15 protein-coding genes are annotated in these 23,587 nt (G+C 59.4%); 11 read left to right on the forward strand and 4 right to left on the reverse strand.

Annotated elements, in window-relative coordinates; all coding sequences use genetic code 11:
- Positions 1-32 precede the first annotated feature (32 nt).
- The 6 genes from P1Y20_RS13850 to P1Y20_RS13875 all read left to right on the forward strand — a co-directional run bounded on the left by P1Y20_RS13850 (position 33) and on the right by P1Y20_RS13875 (position 14,160).
- Complete coding sequence (locus P1Y20_RS13850; RefSeq protein WP_304449243.1) at positions 33-2,459, forward strand: PglZ domain-containing protein; 2,427 nt, start codon at positions 33-35, stop codon at positions 2,457-2,459.
- Positions 2,460-2,584: 125 nt separating this feature from the next.
- A complete protein-coding gene (gene brxL / locus P1Y20_RS13855) occupies positions 2,585-4,612 on the forward strand; it encodes a protease Lon-related BREX system protein BrxL (protein ID WP_304449244.1) in 2,028 nt (675 codons plus the stop codon).
- A 158-nt stretch (positions 4,613-4,770) separates the two neighbouring features.
- The gene (locus P1Y20_RS13860; RefSeq protein ID WP_304449245.1) at positions 4,771-7,959 is read left to right on the forward strand and encodes a PD-(D/E)XK nuclease family protein; all 3,189 of its coding nucleotides are present in this window, start codon (positions 4,771-4,773) and stop codon (positions 7,957-7,959) included.
- The gene (locus tag P1Y20_RS13865; protein ID WP_304449246.1) at positions 7,952-11,593 is read left to right on the forward strand and encodes a UvrD-helicase domain-containing protein; all 3,642 of its coding nucleotides are present in this window, start codon (positions 7,952-7,954) and stop codon (positions 11,591-11,593) included. Before P1Y20_RS13860 ends, P1Y20_RS13865 begins: the two co-directional genes overlap by 8 nt.
- Positions 11,594-11,934: 341 nt before the next feature.
- Positions 11,935-13,032: a hypothetical protein gene (locus P1Y20_RS13870; RefSeq protein ID WP_304449247.1), complete on the forward strand. Its 1,098-nt coding sequence runs from the start codon at positions 11,935-11,937 to the stop codon at positions 13,030-13,032.
- Between the two features lie 3 nt (positions 13,033-13,035).
- The gene (locus tag P1Y20_RS13875) at positions 13,036-14,160 is read left to right on the forward strand and encodes a hypothetical protein (protein WP_304449248.1); all 1,125 of its coding nucleotides are present in this window, start codon (positions 13,036-13,038) and stop codon (positions 14,158-14,160) included.
- A gap of 135 nt (positions 14,161-14,295) precedes the next feature.
- Here P1Y20_RS13875 and P1Y20_RS13880 read toward each other — a convergent pair whose 3' ends face one another.
- Together P1Y20_RS13880 and P1Y20_RS13885 are read right to left on the reverse strand one after the other, a co-directional pair.
- The gene (locus P1Y20_RS13880) at positions 14,296-14,970 is read right to left on the reverse strand and encodes a helix-turn-helix domain-containing protein (RefSeq protein ID WP_304449249.1); all 675 of its coding nucleotides are present in this window, start codon (positions 14,968-14,970) and stop codon (positions 14,296-14,298) included.
- Positions 14,971-15,479: 509 nt separating this feature from the next.
- Positions 15,480-16,940, reverse strand: coding sequence for a hypothetical protein (locus P1Y20_RS13885; RefSeq protein WP_304449250.1), 1,461 nt, complete (start codon positions 16,938-16,940; stop codon positions 15,480-15,482).
- 209 nt (positions 16,941-17,149) lie between these two features.
- Between P1Y20_RS13885 and P1Y20_RS13890 the strand changes: the two genes are divergently transcribed.
- Positions 17,150-17,428 carry a hypothetical protein gene (locus tag P1Y20_RS13890; RefSeq protein WP_304449251.1) on the forward strand — a complete coding sequence of 93 codons (279 nt, stop codon included), beginning with the start codon at positions 17,150-17,152 and terminating at the stop codon, positions 17,426-17,428.
- Positions 17,429-17,711: 283 nt separating this feature from the next.
- Positions 17,712-17,909 (forward strand): hypothetical protein, encoded by a 198-nt coding sequence (locus tag P1Y20_RS13895; RefSeq protein WP_304449252.1) that lies wholly within the window; start codon positions 17,712-17,714, stop codon positions 17,907-17,909.
- 5 nt (positions 17,910-17,914) lie between these two features.
- Here the strand turns inward: P1Y20_RS13895 and P1Y20_RS13900 are convergent, their stop codons facing one another.
- Both P1Y20_RS13900 and P1Y20_RS13905 read right to left on the reverse strand, forming a co-directional pair.
- Positions 17,915-19,222 (reverse strand): site-specific integrase, encoded by a 1,308-nt coding sequence (locus P1Y20_RS13900; protein ID WP_304449253.1) that lies wholly within the window; start codon positions 19,220-19,222, stop codon positions 17,915-17,917.
- Between the two features lie 103 nt (positions 19,223-19,325).
- Complete coding sequence (locus tag P1Y20_RS13905; protein WP_304449254.1) at positions 19,326-19,838, reverse strand: YbhB/YbcL family Raf kinase inhibitor-like protein; 513 nt, start codon at positions 19,836-19,838, stop codon at positions 19,326-19,328.
- 110 nt (positions 19,839-19,948) lie between these two features.
- Here P1Y20_RS13905 and P1Y20_RS13910 point away from each other — a divergent pair, with 110 nt between their 5' ends.
- The 3 genes from P1Y20_RS13910 to aceB all read left to right on the forward strand — a co-directional run bounded on the left by P1Y20_RS13910 (position 19,949) and on the right by aceB (position 23,388).
- On the forward strand, positions 19,949-20,725 hold the full coding sequence (locus P1Y20_RS13910) for an SDR family NAD(P)-dependent oxidoreductase (RefSeq protein WP_304449255.1): 777 nt from the start codon (positions 19,949-19,951) through the stop codon (positions 20,723-20,725).
- A 320-nt stretch (positions 20,726-21,045) separates the two neighbouring features.
- The gene (gene aceA / locus P1Y20_RS13915) at positions 21,046-22,023 is read left to right on the forward strand and encodes an isocitrate lyase (protein ID WP_304449495.1); all 978 of its coding nucleotides are present in this window, start codon (positions 21,046-21,048) and stop codon (positions 22,021-22,023) included.
- A 63-nt stretch (positions 22,024-22,086) separates the two neighbouring features.
- Entirely contained in the window at positions 22,087-23,388 is a 1,302-nt protein-coding gene (aceB, locus tag P1Y20_RS13920; RefSeq protein ID WP_304449256.1) for a malate synthase AceB, read from the forward strand.
- The last annotated feature ends 199 nt before the right edge of the window (positions 23,389-23,587 follow it).

The following is a 23,587-nucleotide window of genomic DNA, read 5'->3' on the forward strand; positions in this document are numbered from 1 at the left end:
AACAATCAGCCCCCGCTTGAAATGAGAACATAATGGGAGATCTCGCGGATAGTATTATCACGGAACTCCGGCAGAAGTTCGACCGACACCCGGTATGGGTGTGGTACGACGCCCAGGAGAAGTACAAGGGCGTCCTCGACGAGGTCGAATCAGAACTTGACAACGTCACGCTCGCACGCTACAAAGGCAGCTACTTCGAACTGAAGCGCCGTCTCCACGAGGAGGATCCGAACTACGAGCAGAACTGGCTGTTCTACATCCCCGAGTCACGAAACGACGCCGAGTGGTTCCGTGATGTCCACGCCCTCGGGCGACAGTATCGCGTCGGTCAAGACATCGACGACACGCCCGTGACGCAGTTCCTCGTCGAACACGACGAAGAAATCCCCGACGCATACGAGGACTGGGGACAGAACCGCGAAGTTCAGCGCCTGGCGTTCTTTTGCGTTCTCTTCGACACTGCTGGCCCGGCGACCAACGACTGGGTTCGAACCTACCTCTCGAACCCGGAAGAGTACCGTGAGACAATTGAAGACAACGCGATGGCCGACGCCTGGGACGCCCAGCTCCGCGAGGAGTACGGTGTCACCGCGGGACTCGATCCGAAGGAGCTGGCGACTCAGCTCCTCTTCGGCGAGGTGGCCAGCCGAGCACCGACGTCCCGATACGACGAACTCGCTGCTGACGACACTCGCGCTGCTGCGGCGTTCTGTGACGAGTGGCAACAATATGCCCCCGCCGAGTTCACGCGATACGCACAGAAAATCGCGGAAGACTACGACCTTGCGAAGGCCATCATCGACTCCGACCGGATTCACTGGGATGCGACGGCGTTCAAGGGTATCGACATGGGTCTCATCCGGCTCGTGATGAAACGACTCGCCGACGAGACCTATGCAGATCTCCCCGATATCGCGGCAGACCTCCAGCAGACAGTCACTGAGCGCCAAGACAGCTTCTGGAGCAACGAGGACCTCGTCGATTGGTCAGTCCCAGTCCTGGCGGTCGAAACCCTCCAGCGTGTCGGAACTATCGACGCCGACGAAGCCAAGACGCTCTCCTCGTCGGAACTCGCCCAGAAGTATACGAGCGACGACGGGTGGTGGCAAGTCGATGCGGCCTATCGGCAGTACATCAACGCCACCCGAAAGGCCACGTTTCCCTATCCGAACGAAACCACGGTCAAACAGCGGGTTACGCAACACTACATGTCCTTCCTTCAGGGGGTGAACCGGCCGCTTGCGGACATCCTGAGTGACGATCCGACCCTCGGGACACCGCAGACCTCCTTCTACGATGAATTCGCGGATCTTGAGAACGGGACCGCGATCATCATCTGTGACGGGCTTCGCTACGAACTCGCCGAAGCAATTAAACAGAACTTGGGCCGACGGACTGACTTCGAGCAAGACCTGAGCGCAGTCAGCGCAGCCCTCCCCTCGATCACCGAAGTAGGGATGGCTGCACACTTACCCGGGGAACTCGGCCTCGCACTCGAAGACGATGACCTCGTCGTGACTAGCGGCGGTGAGGAAATGACCGGGAAATCAGACCGCGTCGAACGACTCAGCGCCGCAGGCTTCGAAGTGGTGGATATGGACGAGGTGAGCAGCATCTCGTTGGAGGACTTGACGGAGTCTGACCCGGTTCCCCGAGTCGTCTACTCCGGAACGATAGACAAACTCGGTGAGAGTCTCGACGACGATGCGGCGTTCAGCCAGGTTGCCTCCCACGTCGATGACGTCGAACGGACAGTCCAACGATTGAAGCAGGCCGGATACACTCGGTTCGTCATAACGAGCGACCACGGGTTCCTCTATACGGACCGGTTGTCCGACGACCTCAAAGTCGAATCACCCGATCTCGCTCCAGTTGTCAAACGACGGTTCGCAGCCGCCGACAGCGATGCTCCACTCGTCGATACGGACGAATTCATCGAAGTCGATTCCGATGCGCTGTCTGACCTCGGCATCAACGCCCCAGAACTCAAGCTGCTCTTCCCCCGGAGTGTCGCCTGCTTCAAGGCCCAAGGCGGGAATATGCAGTACTTCCATGGCGGGATTTCACTCCAAGAACTACTCGTTCCGTGTCTTTCTGTGACTACTGGCGAGATCGAAGAAAGCGCGTCGATCAGTTACGACGTCTCGATCCCAGACCCAATCACGAACTCGATAATCTCTGTCGAGATCGAAGCCAAGAGCGGACAAGTGGCCTTCGACCCAGCGCCGATTCTGGAGATCCGTGCGAACATCGACGATGAACCGGTTGCAGACCCCGTAACGATGGAGGTCTCGCCTGGAACCAATAGTGAACGTGTCCGGCTCAAACAGGGAGCAATCTCCGGCGAGAACTCCGTCCAGTTCGAAGTCATCGACACCGACACCCGAGAAACGATCACGCGGAAAACGGTAGAACTCGATCTGCTCTTCGGAGACGACGATATGGGATTCGACGTCTAAGCAGCAATGAATCCCAGCAATTGTGCGTGGGTAAACGGTCCAGAAGCGGATCTCGGTTATTCGTCTCGGTGTTCCACTTAGCATGACCGACACCAATATGCCCCCGGCTACACTTCCGGTATATAATGAGTACTGAGGACGTCGATCAGAAAGCTCTCGACGTCTTTCCCGGACGCGTCGTCCGGAAGGATCTCGTTCAAGATATCAAGTCGGGAGTGAACGTCCCCACCTATGTCCTGGAATATCTCATCGGACAATACTGCGCCACTGACGATGAGGAATCACTTGAGGAGGGGCTGGAAAAAGTCAAACAAATTCTGTCGAAGCACTACGTTCGCCCCGACGAGGCCGAGTACGTCAAAAGCGAAGTACGCGAGCGAGGGCGATACCGTGTCATCGATAAAGTAACCGTCAGACTCGACGAGCAGCAGGACGCCTACATCGGCTCGTTCGTCAATCTCGGACTCAACGACGTCGAGGTCAACGAACATCTCGTCAGTAAGCACCCGAAGCTGTTGGGCGGCGGTGTCTGGGCCATCATTGACTTGGAATACCTCCCAGACAACGCAAAAAGTCCCAAGAGCTTGTTCGGTATCGAATCGTTCAAACCGATACAGGTGTCGAACCTCGACCTCGACCAACTGAAAGACCGTCGACGAGAATTCACGCGCGACGAGTGGATGGATCTTCTCCTCCAGAGCGTCGGGTACGACCCTTCCGCGTTCAGCGACCGCGAGAAGCTACTCTTTCTAACTCGGTGTCTCCCTCTCGTCGAGTCCAACTACAACTACGTCGAATTAGGGCCCCGCGGAACGGGAAAGAGCTATCTGTACCGTGAAATCAGCCCTCACTCGATCCTCATCTCCGGTGGAAAAACCACCGTTGCGAAGCTCTTCCTGAACCTCAATACTGGACGAATCGGTCTCGTTGGCCGTTGGGACGTCGTGGCATTCGACGAGGTCGGAGGCCTCCAGTTCAGCGACTCTGAAGCGGTCCAGATGCTCAAAGACTACATGGAGTCTGGGAGCTTCTCCCGCGGAACTGAGGAACTCACGGCTCAGGCTTCGATGGTCTATGTTGGAAACATTGACTTGGATGTCGAAGGCGTTCTCAAGAGCTCCCACCTCTTCGAGCCGTTCCCAGAAGATATGCAGGACCTCGCCCTCATCGACCGTTTCCACTACTACCTCCCCGGCTGGGAAGTCCCAAAGATGCGGTCCGAGTTCTTCGGTGATCAGTTCGGGTTCATCGTCGATTACTTCGCCGAGTTTGTCCGCGAACTCCGCAAGGAATCCTATGGCGATGCGATCAACGAGGAGTTCGCATTCGGAGACCACCTGAACCAACGAGACGAAAGGGCCGTCCGGAAGACGGTATCTGGCCTGCTCAAATTACTCCACCCGCATGGAGAATACACAAAAGAAGAGCTTCGTGAATATCTCGAATTCGCTATGGAGGGACGTCGTCGCGTCAAAGAACAGTTGAAGCGGATGGGTGGTATGGAGTATCGTGCAGTCGAGTTCTCGTATCTGGACTTAGAAACGAAGGAAGAACTCTACGTTCCGGTTCCCGAGGAGGCCGATGAGGCTCTCATTCCGCCTGGTACACAGCAAGCAGGGACTGTCTACACTATCGGCGAAAGCGAAGGTCGTCACGCTCCGTTCCGCATCGAAACACAGACACTCCCTGGCTCTGGCAAAACGAACATCTCGGGGACGCCAGGCAAAAAAATGAAAGAATCGTTCGAGACTGCGTGTGACTATCTTCAAGCGAATATGCGGGAACTCCGCCGCGATGAGACGCTGGATGAGTACAATATCAATGTTCAAGTACTCAATCCCTCCGACGCGAATGAAGGAGGCGAGACGAGTGTCGGCTTGCTTGTAGGAATCGCCTCAGGAATTCTCGATCGACCTGTTCGGTCCCAGACTGTAATTCTGGGTGCTATGAGTCTGATGGGAGAATTGGTTGCAGTAAGCTCATTGATCGACAAGCTACAATTAGCAGCAGATGCAGGGGCCAAAACCGTGTTACTGCCGGCTAAAAACAAAGAGGATATGGCGAAGATACCGGACGAGCTTCTTGATCAGCTTCAGCTTGTTTTCTACACAGATCCACTTGACGCCGCTAGCAAAGCAATTCAGATAGACTGAACGCGGCAAGAGACTCTCTGATGCGGTGATCCAGGGATAGCGATGGTCGATTGAGTCCTTGAACTCTCTTTACATTGCCGAGAACTAATTGTGGTCCTCCCAAGCTGTCAGTCTCGCCAAGAGTGAAGTGTGGCCGATATCTTGGTAGGGAGTGTTCGATGGATTCAACACTTCTTACCGGTCCGAAACACGCCCGATTGGAACAGCGGGCATTTCAGCGGGCTAATGACATTGCAACTGATTCCCTGGGCAGTATTCTCTACATAACTCGGAACGACGCTCGCCGCAGTGCGGTTGAGGATAGCTGGGCCGCGTCGCACGACCCGCTTCGTCTTCGTGCCGAGACACTTGATGCGGTCATTCGCGAGTGGTACGAGGACCTCAACGGTCTGGTCCAACCACTCTCAGGGCAGCTGAACCGCCGGCTCACGGAGTACGGACTCGACAGAACTACGGCCGAAACGACAGGGGCTCTCGCCGGCGAACCCGCCTCGGCTGCCCTCGCGGATTCGTTCAGTAGTCGCTTTTCACTCTTCGACGACGCCGGCGTCGGGACTGCCGACGCGCTGGCAGCGGAGTTCGAGGGCTCAGCGCTTGATGACCGTATTGCGACAGCCACCGTCGACGCCTATCGTCACTACCGGGATCTCCACGCCGACTACGTCGATGAGTGGGTCTGTACCCGGGGAGAGATGTTCCACGCCGTCGCTTCGACAGAGCGGTCGCTCTCGGCACTCTCACCGGAACTGGATGTCGTCGTCCTCTCTGGGTATCACGAGTTCCGCCCCGTCGAACGTCGCGTCATCGAACGAATCGTCGATGAACTCCCGATGATCGCACTGCTACCACTCCATCAGGATGACCGGACTGGTGTCGACGCCGTGGCGGAAGACGCCCTAGAAATTTACGAATCGCTGGACTTCGAGACGGTAGAACTCGATCACACCGATGATGCCGGGCGGGCCTTCGGAACGATCACCCAAGCTCTCTATCGCCCGAACCCCGACACTATTCCGACTCCTGATGCTCTGCGATGGCGGGAACTCCCCACGCCCGAGCGTGAAATTCGCTTCGTAGCCCGCGAACTCCGAACTGAGCTGGCCATTGGACGGGATCCCGACGACCTCGCCGTCGTCGTTCCGGGTACCGAGGCCTATTCGGGCTACGTTGAGGACACGTTCGATACATTCGACATTCCGCACGTCACGACCGCCGCCTCACAGTTGGATCGGACTTTCACCGGAAGTGTCGTACACGATCTCCTGAACCTTGCCGAACCCGACTCCCGTGCCGAGGACCTCACGTCCCTGCTGGCGAATCCACTGGTCGATGTTGTCGAGGCCAACCAGGCCAACGCCGTCACGGCAGCTGCTCGCCGGCGTGACACGGTTTCGGTGTCGCCCCTGCTCGATGACGTCGACGACGAGGCCGCGGCGGTGATCGAGGATCTGCTGGCCACACTGGAGACGCTCCGAACGGGCGACGTCGAGGATGCAACCGAGACGCTCCGACGGCTGTTGGACGACCAGTTCGACCTGGAGGCGGCAACGGAGGACTACGCCAGCGGTGCCGAGCAAGCTGTCGAACTGCGGGCCCACGACCTCGTGGACGAGGTCCTCTCCTCGTTCGAGTCGCTGGCGGCCGTCAGTAGCGACCTCTCTCCATTGGCACTGCTCACTCGCGCCTTCGACGGCGTGCCGATTCGGGTCCCGCAACGTGCTGCCGGCGGCCACATCGAAGTGATGGGGTTGCTCGACGCCCGGATGCGGTCCTTCGAGAAGGTATTCCTCGTGGGGCTGACGAGTGACCATTTCCCGGTGACGCCAGAACGGCCGGCCTTCTTTGAGGAGATGACGGACATCCACCCGCGATTCGACACCGGAGACGAGCGACTCCGTGGCCGCTATCTCTTCGCGACGCTGCTCGCGAACGTCGACGAACTCACGATCACCACGCCCGAAACGGGCGACGACGAATCTGCCGTCGTCCGGTCACCGATCCTCGACGAACTTCAGCGCGTGACTGGAATCGAACCCGAAGACGGCGTCGACAACCGGGTGGGCTCCCGCGAAGACCTCCAGCGACACGTCGCTGAGACCACCGACCGACGTGCGGCAGTCAGCCGCGCCGGCGACCGAGGCGACCTCTCACCCGAGCAGACCAAGCGCACAGACCGGGGGCTTCGTTGTGCGGACAACAGGGGAACGACTGGCCTCTCCGAACACGACGGCGTGGTGGAACCCGAGACCGTCGCAGAGGTGTATCCCCCGTCGGAGCGGGAACCCTACAGCGCTAGTCGGATCGAGAGATACGTCGAGTGTGGCTTCAAATTCTACGCTGACAAGGTTCTCGGAATCGAAGATCCCGACGACGTTGAGGTCGTCCCTACACCCCTCGAAACCGGGTCGTACGTTCACGACGTCCTCGAACGGTTTTTCGCGGATTTACAGGACGAGACCGAGGATGGTGTCGATCTCACAGACTTCGACCGGGACGACCTGGCGACGCACCTTCGCGAGATCGCCGTCGAGGAACTCCGGGATGCTGACTTCGGGTACGAGGGCCTGTTCCACGAGCGGTGGAAGGCGGAGCTGTTCGCGGGTCTCGGTGACGATGGGAGCGCTCCGTACGAGGCCGGGAGCAAACCCCACAACGCGCCGGAACAGGGGTTGTTCACTACCTTCCTCGACAATGAACTCTCGCGAGATAGCGTCGCCCGCCCACACCTGTTAGAGGCACCGTTCGGCGAGGGGCTCCCCGACTCGGATGCGGGTCCGTTCACAGTTGAGCGACCGGACGGTTCGACCGTCTCGATTCGTGGATACATCGACCGCGTCGACGTGAGCCGGGATGGCGAGCAACCGATACTCACGCTGTACGACTACAAGACTGGTCGAGCACCGTATATGACCAAGACGACTGGCGGCACGAAGTTCCAGCTCCCCATCTATCTGCTCGCTGCGGCCAACGTCGTCGACGGTGATCTGTTCGAGCAGGGATCGCTTTCAGCGACGTACTATCAGGTGCGACCCCCCAACGACCTCAAGGTTCCACGCGGAGTCGAGTCGAAGTTCGATTCAGAGGTCGAACTCCGTCGTTTCCTGAACGATGTCGTTCCGGAGTGGTTGGGCCAGATCGACGAGGCGATCGGGAACGGACGGTTCCATACAACGCTCCTCTCTGCTCGGGGTGCGAACTGCCGATACTGTGACTACCGGCGGGCGTGCGATGTCCGCCATCACCGCAAGCGGGAGTTCGTCGGCGAGGTTCACGAGGACGATGCTGCGTACGTTCCGCTCCGTGTTCGCGACGACGAGGACATCGAGGCGGTGATGAGCGATGACTGAGGAACCCAAGGAGATTCAGCTCACAGGGGAACAGAAGGATGCGCTCGTCCAGGGCCGGAACGTCGCGATCACTGCCGGCGCCGGGACCGGGAAGACGACGACGCTGACCGAGCGGTACGTGACGATACTGGCCGAAAACCCGTCGCTCACCCCGGAGAATATCGTCACGATCACCTTCACACGAAAGGCCGCTACCGAACTGACCGAGCGCGTCCGGGAACAGGTGTACGACCGACTCGAAGCCGTCGATTCACCAGAGGCCTACCACCGCTGGCGAAACGTCCTCGACGATTTGGAGGATGGCTACGTTCACACCATTCACGCGTTCTGTACCCGGCTCTTGCGAGAACGGGCCGTCGAGGCCCCGGTCCCGCTCGGGTTTGACGTGCTCGATGAAGACGGCGCCGCGACACTCCAACGCGAGGTCGTGACCGAGTTCCTCGAACGAAACCAGGATGATGACGATGTCGCGCTCCTCGCTCAGATCTGGGGTCGCGACCAGTTGGTCGCCGTACTCGCAGGACTACTTGACGAACGCCCACAGAGCGAGGCCGTTCTCGATGAGTGGGGTGACGCCCAGGTTGACGACTACGTCGACGTCCTCTGGGAGGTCGTCTGTGACCTCGACGTTGCCGATGCTCGAAAGACGCTGTATGCGGACGGACTCATCGAGCTGCTACGCACGGTCGCGGGTCGCGTCGACCGCGAGGCCGCGATCTCCGATGAGGATGGCCTTCGAGCCTACCGGACCTTCACTGAGGTCGCGACCACACTCCCTGACGAGCCTAAAGAGAGCGATCCTCGCGACTGTCAGCGGGCAATCCTCGAGCTTTACGAGGCCTGTGAGAAGGAGAACGGCGGCCTGTACAGCAGTTCCGGGTACGTCGTCGGTGATCGGAACGATTGGGGTGAGTACGGTGACGTCTACGATGACTTGAAGGACGCCATCGACGCGGTCATCTCGGCCGTTGAGTCACATGTGGATGCGGTCGAGACGACGCCCGGCGAACTGGAATCGAATAGTGCTCACTACGCGCTCGCTCTGATGCGGGTCTTCGACGACCTACTTGCAGCCTACACAGCTGAGAAGGAGCGCCGCGATACGCTCGACTTCCCTGACGTGATCGAGACGACCCTCGAATTCTTGCGAGCCACCGATGCGGTTACGAAGCGGCTTCGAGAGCAGTTTGCGGCCGTGATGGTCGACGAGTTCCAGGACACGGATCCGCGCCAGTGGGAGCTGGTCAAGCTCCTCACGGGCGTCGAGGAAGGGACAGCGTCGAACGTCTTCCTGGTTGGCGACGAGAAACAGAGCATCTACGGATTCCGTGGGGCCGACGTGACGACGTTTGGGGAGGCAAGAGCGGAACTTCAGGCCGTCAATGAAGCGCGTGGCGTCGACGACGTTCCCGACAACGACGCCGAGAGTCCGACGACGCTCGAACTCTCCGGGAACTTCCGGACGCTGGACGAGCCGCTGTCGTTTCTAAACGAGCTCTTCGAGTACCTGTTCCAGCCGGAGGGTGACCACCACGCACCCTTCGAAGCGCCACCACAGGAGCTGACCACGGAGCGCGACCGGGTCGAAAACATCGAGGGACTGACCGGCAGCGTCGAGTATCTCGCTGTCCCCGACGACGCCGATACGGCGGCGGAGCTCTTTGGCGACGACCATCCGGTCGCCGAAGGAGCGCTTGACCACACCATCGAGGCCGAGGCGCAAGCGCTCGCTGCTCGACTGACTCATCTGTTCGACGATCCGCCGACAATCCAAGACCCCGACACAGGTGTTCATCGCGACGCCACACCCGACGACGTTGCGATCCTCCTCCGCCGGCGAACACATCTGGATCGGTATCAGCGGGCGCTCGAGGAGTACGACATTCCCTACACTGTCGTCGGTGGCGTCGGGTTCTACGATACGCCCGAGGTCCAGGCGCTCACGAACCTGCTTCGGGTGCTTGGTGACCCACGGGACGACGTTTCCCTCTACGGGGTGCTTCGGTCACCGTTGTTCGGGTTCACCGATGATCGCCTCGCACCGGCGGTCGCGGAGGCCGAGTCAGTGTGGGACGCGCTCGGCGAGACGGACGACCCGCAACTGGCGGAGGCCTTCGACCTCCTGTCGAGGTGGCGGACCCTCAGTGGCTGCGCGACGCCGTCCGAGGATGGCGTCCTCCCGTGGAACCGCCTGCTGTCGCGCGTGATTGACGATACTGGCTATTTAGCGAGCGTAAGCGCTGACGAACGCGGTCGACAGGCCGTCGCGAACGTCGAGAAGTTCCGCGATCAGGTCCGCACCTGGAGCGAGAACGGGGTTCACACCACTGCCGGATTGCTCCACCGTATCGACCGACAAGTCGAAATCGACCCCCGTGAGGGGGAGGCCGATATTCCCGGAGACGTCGAGGGCGTTCGGATAATGACGATCCATTCTGCGAAAGGACTCGAGTTTCCGATCGTCACCGTCCCCGATCTCGGGAGTGACCTCAACTTCGGTCGCTCCGTCGACGACCATGGGTACGTTCAACTCGTGGACGGAACTGATGACGCGCCGCCGGTGCCGGCGGTTGGTGGGCCGAATCCGAGCGATGCGTTTTCGATCGAGAAGACGGCCGTCCACGAATACGCCGATCGGCAGTCGCGTCCTCAGGAACGGGCGGAGTCGAAACGGCTCCTCTACGTTGCGTGTACACGAACGCGGGATCACCTCTTCCTCTGCGGCACGCACGATATCGACGTCGACGAGTCCGGGACAATCGAACTCGGCGAGCCTGCAGCCTTCGACGACGCAGACCGGTGGCGCGACTGGTTACAGCCAGCCCTCCTCGACGGAGCACTCGTCGCCGAGGCGGTTCGAGATGGACAGGCCCGTGGCGAGATGGATAGGGCCAGCTATACCGTTCGTAGGCCGCCGCACCCAGTAGACTGGGATACTGATGCCAACGCTGTGGATTCTCCGCCCGAGATTTCGATACCCTCGCCACCGACGCTGGCGCCGGCGAAGCGGATTGCGGCTACGGCACTCGTGAATGCGGTGGCGGATGCGTCTACGGACGGTCACAGTTACTCTCAGCGTGAGGGGTCGGCCGGACTGAGCCCCACGACGTTTGGGACGGTCGTCCACCGGATTAACGAACTCCGCCCACCGAGAGACGACTGGCCAACCCTGATTCGACGTCTGAGTCGGATGGCCGGTGAGGAGCCGACGGAAACAGACCTCAAGGACGCTGTCGATCACGCTACTGATGCGGTCGAATTTGTGGACCAAGTTGAGACCAATTCCCAGCTCCAAGCGGTCTACGACGAATACTCTGTTGTCGCTCGAATTGGTGAGTCGCGGATCGTTGGTGATATCGACCGACTGCTTGTCACTCCAGACGCATACCACATTATCGACTACAAGACCAACGACCTCTCATCTACGACGTCGGATGATCTAGCAGAACACTATCGACCTCAGATGCTCGCGTACGCGCTGGCTCTCCTACAGCATAATCCCGATCGCAGTATTCGTGCCTCACTTCGATTCACCGATGCCGGCATCGAAGAACGGTTTGAATGGGGCCCGAGCGAGCACTCTGTAATCGAATCTGACCTTCGTTCTATGGCGGAATTGATTTCTGAATATTGATACTCGGTCAGAATAGAAGTCCTCACCTGACGAGACTCCCCATCGATTCAAACGGTCTCAATGCGGATGACCGATTTCACTCATTCTAGTGGGGTAGTCTAGCCAGCCTCCGTAATGGCTCAGGCAATTCAGACACCACTCTACTATGATAGACCAAGCTCAGCAGTGAATGGACGAACACCAGATGACGAGGTGCTGAACTAGATACATCGTTATCATATACCCCAAATTCGGGGTTAGAAGGTCTTTATACGCCGGATTTTCATTTTCGCGACGAAGGGGGAACTAATATACGGTCTGGTGTGCGACAATCAATCAACAACGCTGCCGGAGGTATCCTAATGCACATCCCAGAAGGACAATACAATCTCAAGGAGTTCTGTCGAGTGATCTTCGACTCGCCAGAGCGTGTCCTCGAAGGGTACCACGGCCAGCGCATCAAATCCTTCCTCTACCTCTCTGACGATGGCTGGCGTGACTACCTTGACGAACATTACGAGACTGAGGACCTCGGCGGCATCACGAAGTTCGTCGGCAAGTATAGGAACCGAAAGGGTGCGGAGCAGCCGGCAAAATTCTACGCTGGACAGTATAAAGACGATCTTCAGATGGTGTTGACTGCCGAAACGGAGGAAGCGATTAGGCAGTCGCTCCGTCCAGTTTCGGAGCACAGCGATTGCTTGTCGCCGATGCCGATTATGACTGAGGATTTCCAGACGATGAACGAAATTGTCCTCAGTACCTACGACGATATGCGGATTTCCGAGTTTAAATCAAAGCGTGTGCCAAGCCTTGCTGACGCTCGAACGCGACCGGATGTTGACCGGGAAATCGAATACAAAGGCGCTGATGGTCGGGATCGACTCGATGAATTCCGTGATGAGTATGGGGTTGTCCCGACTCGGATTCAGTACGAACACGAGAACGTCTCGATCCGAATCGACACGTCCGGCAAGTTCACGCTCGAAACCGTCAACAAAGAGAGCTTCAACATCCTGTTTGACCTGCTGAGCGAGGTCGTGGTAAATGTGCTCGAATTGCTGGATGTGGCGAATCAGATTAAGTTCGAGAAGCGAGAGGTGGTGCCGGGAAACTTGAAAGTGCAAGTGCCGGAGGTGAGTTCTGGTGAGATAGATTTTGATCAGCAAGTGTCGTTGATGCAGGCAGAGAATTTTATCAAGGGTACAAAGAACAGTGATGACCTGAATTTCAGCTTCACGGACGTCACCAAGCAGGCTGGATCGCTCGACTTCTCTGCGCAAGTTACTGACGAAAACCGAGGCTCCTTATTCAATGTGAGTGCGACCGAGGAGTCGATGCGTATCGTGCCGAAACACGACTGCTCGTTCCCGTCTCTTGTTGAGTTCTATCTAGCCGTGATACAGCTGTTAGATGGTGGCGCCGAAATGCGACTGTACGAATCTCAGTCAGCAGCCTAACGCATGACGAATGTTGACCCTCCTGAATCGGTGCCTGAGGGTCAAGAAACGAAGTATCGTGGATTGTACGGCAAGTGTGTCGAGCATAAGCTCGCAGGGTTCCCTGAGCAGTCCAAGAGTGAAAATCTGCGTGAGGAAATCAGTGTTCAACGCCAACACCGAAAACTAATCAGCTACTCTATCTTCCCGTTCGTACAGGGACGACCGGCTGGCTACAAGTTCTTCACCGCCGAACCGCTGGAGGAACTCGGCGTTCCGAACTTCGATTTCCTGTTGTGGAACCTGGATGGGAATGTGATATTCGGCGAGGCCAAGTCCTCGGTCCCGGCGAGCGCCGACACTGTGGTGAATCAGCTCGAGGAGCGCAAGGAGACTGCCGAAAACCACAAGGAGCACATCGAAGAGGAGTACCTGGGAAGCGAGATCGACCATATGGAATTCGTGGTTTCGACGTACGTCAATCACGGCGACAAAATCGCGAAGGCCATCATCGAGGAGGGGGCCGAGTTCATTACCTGGGTCGTGGACGCCCACCACGACGAGCTGTGGATTCGTCAAGCCCGCCCGACGTCGTTCCCGGACAACTTGGAGGCTGACGAGCCGGATGCGATGCTTCAGGAACTAGACCGCCGACACACGCACGATATGTCAGCGTTGAACGGGGAGCTAGACCGAGTTACCACGAGCTTTGGCCAGGCAGATGTTTTACCAACCGCAATCATTGTCGATCAGCTACGAGTCGTGGTGCAGGCACGTCGAGTCGAAGGGCGACATCCTTGTGTTGATCGTGTAGATATCGAATCGTACGTCTCGAGCAGTTCACTGAACTACTCTGAGGAGCGCGTGACGGGCATCGTGGATGACCTGATTGAGGCGGGTAAACGCATTAATTTCCTCTCTGAGTGGGACGACGACCGTGCTGACTTGAAGGTGGTGTCGAACTATACGGCCAAGGACGACCTGGAGCAGGTCCTCGAGGATAAGTGGGTTAATTGGCGAATCGAGGACATGAAGGATGGCCTCCGGAAAGAATGTGAAGAGCGAATTACTGCTGAGCTGGGCAGACAGAAGCAGCTCAACGAATTCGGTGTGGGTCTTCAAGAGGCGGAAGTTGAAGAAGAGTCGTAGTAACTACCCGAGGTCCGTGGAGAATGCGTGCGTTGAACGCTGAGACAGCGTTGCACCCGACATGAAGGTACTCGTGTCTCTCTTGAGTGAGTTCCTCGAGCAGTTCGATGAGCGCGTCACTCCGGTTGTGGAAACTCATGTCTGCGACCATTCCCTCTCTCGATATGTGATGCCGAGATCGAGATCCTCGTACATCCGGTCCAGCATCGCTAGCGCCGACTTGAAGGTCGCGTAGTGGTCACACATGTATTCAATCGTGTTCTCGCGGGGGATGACCGGGTAGCCTTCCACATCCTCGATTTCGAGTGACGGCTGTGGATCGAGAACTATCTGCAGCGGCCCATCGATCTCGTCGCTGGGCTGGCGCTCGGAGGCGGTTGGCAGCCCGAATGATGCGAAGAACGTCTCCCAGGCGTCGATGTCCTGCTCGCGAACAGCGATGAACAGCGGGTAATCGTCGGGATCGCGGCTGACCTGGTAGCCGCCCTGGGTCCAGACGTAGACGGCGTCGATCCGCGTGAAGGCGAACGGCCACTCCCCGAACTGCGGGATGACGTACGCCTCCTCGATCGATGGCGGACTGACGCCGGCGCTCGCAGCGACCAGCTCGCGCGCTGCATTGCGCACGCGGTCGTCGACAACTGAGAGGCCATCATCATAGTGGACGTAGCCTGCCTCCTCGAGCCGGTTGGCTGCCTGTCTAACCGTCTCGTAGGGTGTGTGGAGGTGCTGGGCGACGCGGCGGATGGAGTCGCCACTCTCGATGGCGAGGAGGACCTGGGCCGCCGTGTCGTCGAGCACTTCGTACATCTGATGGTTACCAACAATTCGGTAACGGTTAAAATAATTACTATAATCAAACTCCAGCTAACTCTTCTCGACGGACACATTTTAGTTTACCACCTCTTCAGCTGGCGTTCTTCCGCTGAATGATTGTGCGGTCTCTGGTGATTGTAGAGATGTGCAATCTGCTCCAATTACTCGCGTACGCTTTCCTCTCTGTAGCAGGACGAGGATAGCAGCTGTATCCAGGTGATCCGCTTCTTCGCTGTCTCTGAACCATGCCACAGGACAAATGTATAAAGTCACACGGATTAGCCTCCATTAGGACCTCTTCTCCGAAATTCCTGGAATCAACAGCGTCAATTTTCCCTGTCTGAGCTGATGGTTTCAGAGGCCATATTAACCAACAGGATCATCGCAAAGGCCATTTGTTGGTTAACACTCGGTGGCATGATCAAAAATGTCAGGACAATCTTGAGGAAGCGTGCGTGTAACGAGTATTGAAACGGATTCCCTCTGAGCCAAAGCCATTCCGATCAGACCAACGCCACCGGCTTCAATTCGATTGGCCCTTCAGAGCTTAGGACGTTATGCAGTGACGTCTCCTCGTCCCTCTCTTTGAGTTCAAAATCGGGAACCACAATGAAGGCCCGTACCCGACCCTCGCCCCCATACTGGTTGATGAGTTCACCGACGCGATTTACCGTCGATTTGGGGCGCTGTTCGATGTTCGCCAAACGTTTGAGTTCGACCAGGACGAGATTCCCGTCCGTATCTTTTGCCACGAGATCCGGAACGACTGTATCACCCGGCGCATCCGGTTCTGCGTCCACAATCTCTAGCCCTTCCTCTAACTGACCCGGATTTTCGAGAACCGCTTCTCGAAAATCTCTCGCTGTGAGTTCGCGCTGTCGTTGCATTTTGCTCAACAGGCTTGGTTTGGTCTCGGCGATCGCTCTGAGTTCCGTGCTGGACAGTCGAGTGTCACCCTCAGTGAGTTTCCTCGAACCTTGTTTGACAGCCTTCGTCCGGTTGTCGGCAGCGATATCTACTGTTGCGTGTCCAATCACGTCATCTGGGTGCTCTTGCTCAAACGTCCGAACGAGAGCGTCCTCGACCAGCCCTTCTGTCGAGGTACCCAGGACTTCGCTAACGCGAAGATAGAACGCCAGTGCAGACACGACGTCGTCGCGTAGGCCCTGTTCAAAGGTTGATTGCCCAAGATCCATCTGAATCTGGTCATCAAGCTCAGAAAGCTCTGACCAAACACCATTTCTTGATCGTTTGACTGTCTGCACCGAAGCGCTCAGATCATCAACGATCCCCGGCGGGACGGACTCGTTTCGCCGAATTTGATAGTTGATCTCTTCGATAATCTCTTTCAATTCCTCCTTGCCTGAGGACGTTCGCTGATGTAGCTTTTCAAGCTCATCAACCACTTTCTGGATGCGGTTCTGGTATTCGGAATCATATTGGCCAGAGCCAACCAGCTGTTCGAGATCATTCTGTGCCTGTTCGATATTCTCCACCCATTCCCCGTACACGTCGATGATCTCCGACGCACTCTGCTGGAGCGATTCAAGCCTGTTTTTATGTTGCTCATTCAGCTCCTGCTGAGAGTGGTACCACTCACCGGGTTGATTGTCTTCCTCGGGCTGGTTGATCTGGCGAAAATCATCTGAATACTCTTCCGCTAACATCTCCAGCTCATCCACCTGATTTCGGAGACCCCGTTTAGATCCATATCCGCTGAGAAGCGATCGAACATCGTCAACTGCGTTCTGAAGTTCGTTGAGGTGACTGACGTCTGGGCCGAATACTTGCTTGATGTCTCGGGCTTCCATGTGCTCAAAGAGTATCCCGAGATCGATCGTCCCGTTCCGGGTGCGCTCGCGGACCCGTTGTCGATACTGTCGGGTATGCTCGGCGTCTTCGCCTCCCTCCCGTATCTTGTCGCGTTGGCTCTTGGTAAGGAGCGCGTTGGACCGGTCTGTCATGCTACAGAGTCTTGCTGCAGGCCACATAACGCTGGTGCATATAAACCCGTAACAGTTCTAGCCGACACCGAGGTTCGTAACAGAATTAGTTACGAATCTCGTTGGTTATTTATAGTAGGGGTGTGTATTGGGTCGATGTCGCTGCACAATTCAGCGTCCCGCCGAACGGCCAATCACCCAATCGGGCCCCTCCCAGCCACCAGAGCTCCATGGGTACTCGAGAACAGGACCGCCAACGTGAACTCGAAAAGTACGTCCAGAAACGTCTCGGCCAGTACCGCAGAGTCCTTGAGGCATTCACCGGGCTCGATAACGCGCGCAGCGCCGACGCGGAAGACGTGCTGCAGATTCTTGACAATCCTCACAGCGTTCTGGGGAGCAGTTGCCTCAGCACCCCGACGTCTACCACGTCGAAGGAATCGGAGGAGAACGAGGAGGTGACCACTGACTCCCAGTCAACCGACTGGGTGGTGTACGAAGGTTTATAAGCGAAAACGGGGGCTAACACTGTCGAACCCCCGACTGAGGCCCGAATCGTTCGCTAACCATCCACGAAACCCGAGCTATGACCAGATGACGCTTGAACAAGCACGGACGCGCTGCACAAAGCAATCGCCGGGAGTTTGCTTGGAGGTGTTTGACCGACAGCTACGCGATCAGGGTGCTATCCCTAATCGAGATCGCCCACTGACGCTCTGCAGTCCCGTCGATACAGGCCATGGCTCACCACGGGTCTTCACAGAAACCAACCCAGACCCCCATTCTCACCCGATGTTTGACAACGACATTGACCCCGAGGAGTACGTCAAGGAGAATCGCAAGCAAGTACTCGCCGTCGTCAGAGGCAGTGACGATCCCTTCGCTCGCGCCTGCGCGTGGGCGCTCTTAGATCGATACACGCCAGACAACGAACTGGACGAGTTACACGACGAACTCGATGCAGTCGTGGAACGGAGGGGGAAGCCGTGAGCCGATCACTCGACGGCGGTCGGCAGGTCGATGTCGAGATTCTCAGCGACGTCGAGCGCCTCCTCGAAGAAGTCGTCGTCGTTCAGCATCATCTGGGTGACGGCCTTTCGGGTGACGACGTCCTCGACGAATTCGCCGTCCTCCTGGAACAGCTGGAGTGCCATGTCTCTGACCGTCGTCTTCGTCTCTTCGAGGTCCTCGAAAGTGTCGTGGTCGAGCGCCTGATTGCACCACATACAGACGTCCTTGTCACGGGGCGTCTGTCGACGGCATCGGGGGCAGGTAATCGGCGTGTAGTCCTCCGGATCCTCAGTTTCGACGTCCTGCCCGTGCATCGACGCGTACTCGCGAGCTCGGTCTTCCCCATACATCGCGACGTAGTGGGAGATGGCATCGCTCCCACGCTGGCGTCCCTGTCGGTCCTCGATGAACGACTCGTTCTTGCCGAGCTTGGCGAGCCACGTCGCATTCGACTTCCGGAAGTTCTTCGGCGTGACGGGCTTTTCGAGGTCGATGCGGTCGGCAGCTCGCTTGAAGTAGCGTTGGAAGGTCGTGTAGCTCATGCGCTCGCCGTTCGACTTCACCCAGAGGTAGGCGTCGTCGTCACCCGGACATGGATGATGGTCGCCGAGCCAGCGGTTCAGGTACGGCAGAGCGAGAATCATCGTCACCGAGCGCTGGCCGGTCTTCCCGTCGACCTCGATTTCGACACCGTAGCTAGTGTCCTTCACGTCACCGACCTTCATCTCATAGAGTTCGCAGTGCGGTCGGAACCCGCCCTCGAACTGGACGGCGAACAGAGCCTTGTTGCGGGCCGGGTTTGTCCCGTCGTTGATGAGCGGGAGGACGTCCTCTTCCCACTCGAGCATGTCGGCACGCGACGGTTTCGGATTGTAGTTTCGCGGCGTGTTCGCGGACATCCAGTCGATGGATTCCGGCGGATCGCCCTTCGTTCCACGGCGGAGCGCGTGCTTGCCCATGGCGCGGATCGCCAGCCGGTAATCGCACTTCGTCCGGGGGTTGTCGTACTCCCGATTGACCCAGCGGACGAGTTCCTCAGCAGCTTCGCGGTCCTCGAGTGCGTCGGTCAAGCCGCCGACCTTCTCGGCTACGCGGACGAGGTGCCTGAGGAGTTTCTCGTGACGATTGTCGCTGTAGTCGTGGAGGTCGAACTGATCGGAGACGGTGAGCAGCGTTCCAGCGTCGTCGTCGCTGATCGTGTCGTCTGCATATCGCTCATCGTCGTAGAAGTTGGCCCCGCCGCCGGCTCGAATGCGCTCTTTCAAAACGCGGATGCGTTCGCGCTTCGTCATACGGTTCGGAATGGTTCGTTACAGGATTTAACCATTCGGCTAAAATCCCGGCCTAGGCTTACTCGCACTCGTCTCCCACGACGGGTCGTCCCTCACCCAACCTCTAGAACGCCGTCCCCTGCTCCGCGTCGTACCGTCCGACGAGTTGCGTCTGAGCGAGAATGGTCGCCTCCATCGCGATGGCCGACCCCAGCCGTGCCTTCCTGATGCCGGCCGGGTAGTCGAGCGTCGTGTCCAGCGCGAGCAGTTTGAAGTAGTAGTCGTGTTCGCCCTCCGGCGGTGCCGGGCCGCCCCAGTCCTGCTCGACGAAGTCGTTGTACGAGGTGATTGCGCCTTCGGGCGTCTCCCCCGCCGGAATCGCCTCCGTGTCGGGGTCGACGTTGTACACCAGCCAGTGGTCCCAGACGTGTCCGGCGACCGCCTCCGCGTCGGGGTCGTCCATGACGAGCACGAGCGATTCCGCGTCCTCGGGGACGCCGCTGACGTGGAGCGGCGGGTGTTCGTTCTCGTTGGCGTAGCCCACCGAATCGGGCATCCGGTCGCCGTCGTCGAACGCCGGACTCGTCAGTTTCAGGTCTCCCTCCTGTTCGATTTCCCCGTCGAGTGGTGTCGTCATGCACTCGGCGTGTAGCGACCGGACCGGCATATATCTGTGTCGTCCGTGAGCCGCCCGGAGCCGAGACGCGGGCGAACCGTTATCGTCCTCTCCACTAACGACGCTACCGTATGGCATTCGCTAGCGATATCGCGGAACAGACCGTCGTCATCACCGGCGCCGGGAGTGGCATCGGACGAGCGACCGCTCGACGGTTCGCGCGCGAGGGCGCGACCGTCGCCGTCACGGACATCGACGTCGAGGGGGGCGAGGAGACGGTCCGCCTCGTCGAGGACGAGGAGGGCGGGACCGCGGCGTTCTACGAACTGGACGTCCGGGACTACGACGCCGTCGAGTCGGTGCTTCAGAGCGTCGCCGCCGACCACGGGGGCATCGACGTCCTGTTCAACAACGCGGGCATCAACCAGTTCTCGCTCCTCGAGGAGACGAGCCTCGAAGAGCGGGACGCGATGCTCGACGTCAACGTCAACGGGGTCTGGAACGGCAGTCGCGCCGTCCTCCCGCTGATGCGCGAGAACGGCGGCGGGTCGATAATCAACATCTCGTCGGTGTACGGCTACCTCGGCTACCCCACCGAGACGACCTACTGTCTGACGAAGGGTGCCGTCCTCAACTTCACGCGGGCGCTGGCGACGGAGGTCGGTCCGGAGGGCATCCGCGTGAACGCCGTCGCCCCCGGGTTCATCGACACGGACATGCCGATGCAGTTCGTCGAGCAGCAGGACGACCCCGAGGCGGTCATCGCGGAGACCGAGGAGATGCACGCCCTGCGACGGTGGGGCCAGCCCGAGGAGGTCGCGAACGCGGTCCTGTTCCTCGCGAGCGAGGAGTCGTCGTTCATCACCGGCGAGTACATCGCCGTCGCGGGCGGCTACGACGTGATGTAACCCCGCCTGCCCCGTCGGCTCCCTCACCCCGACCCGAACGCTCCGAGTGTTACCTCCCGACTGGCCGTGTAGAACCGTGTAGGTTAGTGTCGTACTAGGCCGACCAAGGCCATTATAGACTATTATCATTATAAATCATAACAGTTTTTGTCCGATATGTCGCAGGGTGGGGTGCGAAGCAGTCGGGGGCGCGTCCCCGTCGGCCCCCTGTGGGCCGAAAACACAGGAGACACGATACGATGACAGCCAACAACGGCACGGACAAGGTCGCGAGTCGAGTTCGGAGCACCGAGACGGGTGTTCGAGAGATAGACAACCCGATGGGTCGGAAGTTCCGCGAGCTGCTGGAGGGTGACTACGCCTTCGCCCCGGGGCTCTACCACGCCCTGGACGCCCGACTGGCGGAGATGGCCGGCCACGACGCCGTCTACATGAGCGGCTACTCGACGGTGCTCGGTCAGTTCGGCTTCCCGGACCTGGAGATGGTCACGATGACCGAGATGGTCGAGAACGCGAAGCGCATCGCCGAGGCGACGAACCTCCCGGTCGTCGCCGACTGCGACACGGGCTACGGCGGCATCCACAACGTCCGCCGGGCGGTCCGCGAGTACGAGAAGGCCGGCGTCGCCGCCATCCACATCGAGGACCAGACCTCCCCGAAGCGCTGTGGGCACATCGCGGGCAAGCAGATCGTCTCCCGCGAGGAGGCGCGCGCGCGCTTCGAGGCGGCCGTCGACGCCAAGCAGAGCGAGGACACGGTCATCATCGCGCGCACGGACGCCTACGGGAGCGCCAACGGCGACTGGGAGGAGCACCTGGAACGCGGGCGTATCTACGCCGACGCGGGCGTCGACCTCGTCTGGCCGGAGATGCCCAACCCCTCCCGGGAGGACGCCACGCGCTACGCCGAGACCATCCACGAGACGCACCCGGACCTGAAGCTCGCGTTCAACTACTCCTCGAGCTTCGCGTGGTCCGAGGAGGAAGACCCCCTCACGTTCGCCGAACTGGGTGACCTCGGGTACAAGTACGTCTTCATCACGCTGTTCGCGCTGCACTCGGGCGCGCACGCGGCCTACGAGGACATGAAGAACCTCGCCGAGAACGCCGAACAGGGGCAGTTCGACCTGGAGTCGCGCTACCTCGACCACGAGACCGAGAGCCACCACCAGCTCTCGTTCGTCCCGCGCTACCAGGACATCGAGGCGAAGTTCGACCCCGACGCCGCCGAGCGCATCCAGCGGTCGGCCGGGTTCAAGGAGGAGGAACCGGACCCCATCTCCTCGAGCGACGACTGAACGGCCGCCTCAGAACTGCCTCTAATTCAATGTTTAACTGTCGCCCCTCCATAGCCGACTGACATGGTCGAGCGCAAGCACGACAGGGAGTTCGTCAGGACGTTCTTCACCTCACCGACGGCGGTGCAGGGCGAGGACGACTCGGCGAAGATGATTCGAAGCGCGAGCCAACTCAGCGGGATGCAGGCGCCCGACGTCTGGGTGCCGGACAACGAGGACGCGACGGCCCCCTCCATGCGCGAGGAGGGTGCCGAGAACATCGTCGAGGTCGTCGCCGAGAACGGCGCCGACTTCCCCGGCGAGATACACCCGCGCGTCGTCTGGCACCGCGACAGCCCGCAGACTCGCTACCAGGGGTTCCAGCAGATGATGACGATAATGGACCCCGAGGGCGGCGCCGCGGAGCACATCGACGGGTTCGTCATCCCCGAAGTCGGTGGCATCGACGACTGGAAGAAGGCCGACGAGTTCATCACCATCATCGAGAACGAGTACGGCTACGAGGAGGGCAGCATCAAGATGTCCGTCATCATCGAGAGCGGCCTCTCCGAACTCGCGATGGGGGACCTCCCCGACGAGATGGTCAAGCGGACGAACAACATGGAACGCATGTTCCTGCTCGTCGACGGCGAGGTCGACTACACGAAGGACATGCGCGCCATCACGCCGTCGGGCAATCTGCCGCCGTGGCCGGAACTGCGCCACAACACCTCCCGCGGCGCGAGCGCCGCCGGCCTCATCGCCGTCGACGGCCCGTACGACGACATCCGCGACGTCGAGGGCTACCGCGAGCGCATGAAGGAGAACCAGGCCAAGGGGATGCTCGGCATCTGGTCGCTGACGCCCGGGCAGGTCGTCGAGGCGAACAAGTCGCCGCTGCCGCCCCAGTCCGGTAGCTGGCTCCTGAACGTCGGCGACCAGCAGGTCGAACTCGATGAGGAGGACGGCCGCCAGGTCTACCGGGGCGACGCGCTCTCGCTCGCCGAGTCCGGCGACGGCTACGTCCTCACCGTCGGGAACGACGAGCGGGAACTCGACGAGGAGGAACTCAGCAAGGAGCTGCTCGACATGGCGGAGTACATCCCGAGCATGAACGACATCGTCGACTCGATGGAGGAGTTCGAGGCCGCGAAGGAAGGCGGCAAGGGCGCCATCGCCATGGAGCGCTCCGCGACCATCGTCATCGACGGCGTCGAGGTCGACATCAGCAACGACCGCATGTGGGACGAGGCGACCTACCAGGCCGCGATGACCCCCATCAGCCTGTTCCAGGACGTCTACGAGAACCGCCCCGACCAGCACGAGGACCTCGCCGACCTGTACAGCGAGGACATCCTCGAGCGGGCGATGAACGTCGGCGCCTAACATCACCGCACTCGTTCTTTCGGTCGCTCGTCGCCCAGCCGCCGGCTCGCTCGGCGTCGAGTCTCAGGGACCATCCGCGCTCGGACGAGCGTGACCGCTCACACCTCTCGCTCACGACTCACAGTCCGAGAGTTCACGTACGATACCGCGGCCAGCGTCGCCGTGCGCTGACCAGTCGCCGCGAGGGTCGTCCCGGCGT

The sequence above is a fragment of the Halomarina ordinaria genome, from assembly GCF_030553305.1.
GTDB lineage: Archaea > Halobacteriota > Halobacteria > Halobacteriales > Haloarculaceae > Halomarina > Halomarina ordinaria.